The following is a 2411-nucleotide window of genomic DNA, read 5'->3' as shown; positions in this document are numbered from 1 at the left end:
CCCGGCATCCCCTCTCTCACGGCGGACCAAAACCAGATTTTCCGCAACATTGAGTCAGAGTCTCCCGGCAGGTTGCCCCCCCCAGACGGAAACCGCTGAAAACGCGTCGAACGACTCAAATCAGGAAACGCTTTCGAGCAGAGAATCAGAGAGTTGATTCACTGGCAAGTGCTTACGATTCCGAGAGATTCACTTTCTGAGAAAATGGATGCGAAAAGCGTGTCGTTGAGTCTTTGCGGCAACGGTCGCGGACCGTTTCGGCCTCGTTGAAGTTCATGCATCACATGAACTTCAACTCGCGCGAAGGTGTGTTGGGATTCAGGTCAGGCCGAGTCGAAAACGATGGCTTTCGAGAACCGGAGCGGAGCGTACTCAAAGTACGTGAGCACCGGAAGCGCAGGAAGCCGTCGTTTGCAGGCCGGCATCACCTGAATATCAACGCACCTTAAAGGAGCTGCCCGAGAAACTCCTGAACTGCATGTCCCGGCCGGAAATTGCCGATGCGCTTGATTTCCCATTGCAGCCGGATACCGGAATTCTCCAGCACCCGCGTACGCACCGTCTCGCCGAGATATTCTAGGTCGTAGCCGGTCGCAGTTCCCGTGTTGATCATGAAGTTGCAATGCATCGGCGACATCTGCGCCCCGCCGATCATCAGGCCGCGGCAGCCCGCTCTGTCGATCTCCTTCCAGGCCGACGTGCCTTCCGGATTCTTGAAGGTCGAGCCGCCGGTCTTCTCGCGGATCGGCTGCACGGTCTCGCGATGGTTCTGCACGGCCTCCATCGCCGCCTTGATCGCCGCTCTGTCCTCGGCAAAGCCCTCGAACACGGCCGAGGTGAAGATCAGCCCGGCAGGCGCCGCCGAATGGCGATAGGCGTAACCCATATCGGCATTGCTCAGCGTCTGCACATTGCCCTTGCGGTCGAGCGCTCGCACTTCGACGACCCGCTCGCGCGTCTCGACGCCGTTGGCGCCTGCGTTCATCCGCAGCGCACCGCCGATTGCACCCGGAATGCCGTGGTAGAAATGAAAGCCGCCAATGCCGGCCTCGAGCGCCACCGCTGCGACGCGCTTATCGGGGGTCGCGGCTCCCGCCTTGATCCTGATCGGCGAAATCACCTCGGCCTCGCCGAAGCCCTTGGCCGAAAGGCGGATGACAAAGCCCTCGATGCCGCCGTCGCGGACCAGAAGGTTCGAGCCGACGCCGACGACGGTCAGTGGTATCTCTTCAGGAACGGCTTTGAGGAATGCTGCAAGATCTTCCTCGTCGGCCGGCTGGAACAGCACCTCAGCCAGACCCCCTGCACGGAACCAGGTGATCTTGTCCATCTCGGCGTTCGGCGTCAGGCGGCCGCGCAGGCCGGCAAGCCGGTCGCCCAGTCTGTCGATCAGGGCCTGGCCGTGCATCATGAGACGGTCCCGCCAAGCTCCTTGGGCAATGCATAGGCCCATTGGGTGATGTTGCCGGCGCCCAGGAAGACGACGAAGTCACCCGGCTTTGCCAGATCACGGATGACGGGCGCGATCGCCGCCGGACCCTCGATGTAGCGTGCGTCGCGATGGCCGCCGGCGCGGATGCGCGACACCAGCGCGTCCGAGCTGACGCCGTCGATCGGCTCTTCGCCGGCCGCGTAGACCGGCGCCACCATCACTGTGTCGGCGTCGTTGAAGCAGGTGGAAAACTCGTTGAACAGATCATGCAGCCGGGTGAAGCGATGCGGCTGGGCAATGGCGATGACGCGACCTTGGGTGGCGCTGCGCGCCGCCTTCAGCACCGCCGAGATCTCGACCGGATGGTGGCCGTAATCGTCGAATATTTCGACGCCGTCCCACGAACCGGTATGGGTGAAGCGGCGCTTGACGCCGGCGAAGGACGACAGGCCCTTCTTGATCGCCTCGGCCGACAGGCCGAGCTCATGCGCGACCGCGATCGCTGCCGTCGCGTTGGAGACGTTGTGGCGGCCGGGCATCGGCAGGCGCAGGCCTGCTATGACAGTCTGGCCGCCTGTCTTGCGGTCGCGGATCACCACGTCGAATTCCGAAATGGCGCCTGCCATGCGGTGATTGGTAAAGCGCACGTCGGCCTGCGCATTCTCGCCATAGGTGATGACCCGGCGGTCCTCGATGCGGCTGACCAGTGCCTGCACCTCGGGGTGATCGGTGCACATCACGCCAAAACCATAGAACGGCACGTTCTCGACGAACTGGCGGAACGCCTCGCGCACCTTGTCGAAGCTGCCATAGTGATCGAGATGCTCGGGATCGATGTTGGTGACGACCGCGATCTCGGCCGGCAGTTTCAGGAAAGTGCCGTCGCTTTCGTCGGCCTCGACCACCATCCATTCGCCGTCGCCCATGCGCGCGTTGGTGCCATAGGCATTGATGATGCCGCCATTGATGACGGTCGGAT

General features: G+C 62.5%; 2 protein-coding genes. Both read right to left on the bottom strand.

The window, feature by feature from the left end; genetic code table 11:
- Window positions 1–445 precede the first annotated feature (445 nt).
- The gene (murB, locus tag EN964_RS31890; RefSeq protein ID WP_027034937.1) at window positions 446–1411 is read right to left on the bottom strand and encodes a UDP-N-acetylmuramate dehydrogenase; all 966 of its coding nucleotides are present in this window, start codon (window positions 1409–1411) and stop codon (window positions 446–448) included.
- On the bottom strand, window positions 1408–2411 hold a 1004-nt coding region (murC, locus tag EN964_RS31885; protein WP_127277228.1), incomplete at its 5' end, for a UDP-N-acetylmuramate--L-alanine ligase. The genes murB and murC, both read right to left, overlap by 4 nt.

Source organism: Mesorhizobium sp. M7A.F.Ca.CA.001.10.2.1, assembly GCF_003998575.1.
Lineage (GTDB): Bacteria > Pseudomonadota > Alphaproteobacteria > Rhizobiales > Rhizobiaceae > Mesorhizobium.
Note: the sequence above shows the minus strand (reverse complement) of the source record. Positions and strands in the feature narration are given on the sequence as shown.

Excerpts from the sequence above, each read along its gene's own strand:
- murB (WP_027034937.1), bottom strand. The coding sequence starts at position 1,411 with ATGATGCACGGCCAGGCCCTGATCGACAGACTGGGCGACCGGCTTGCC.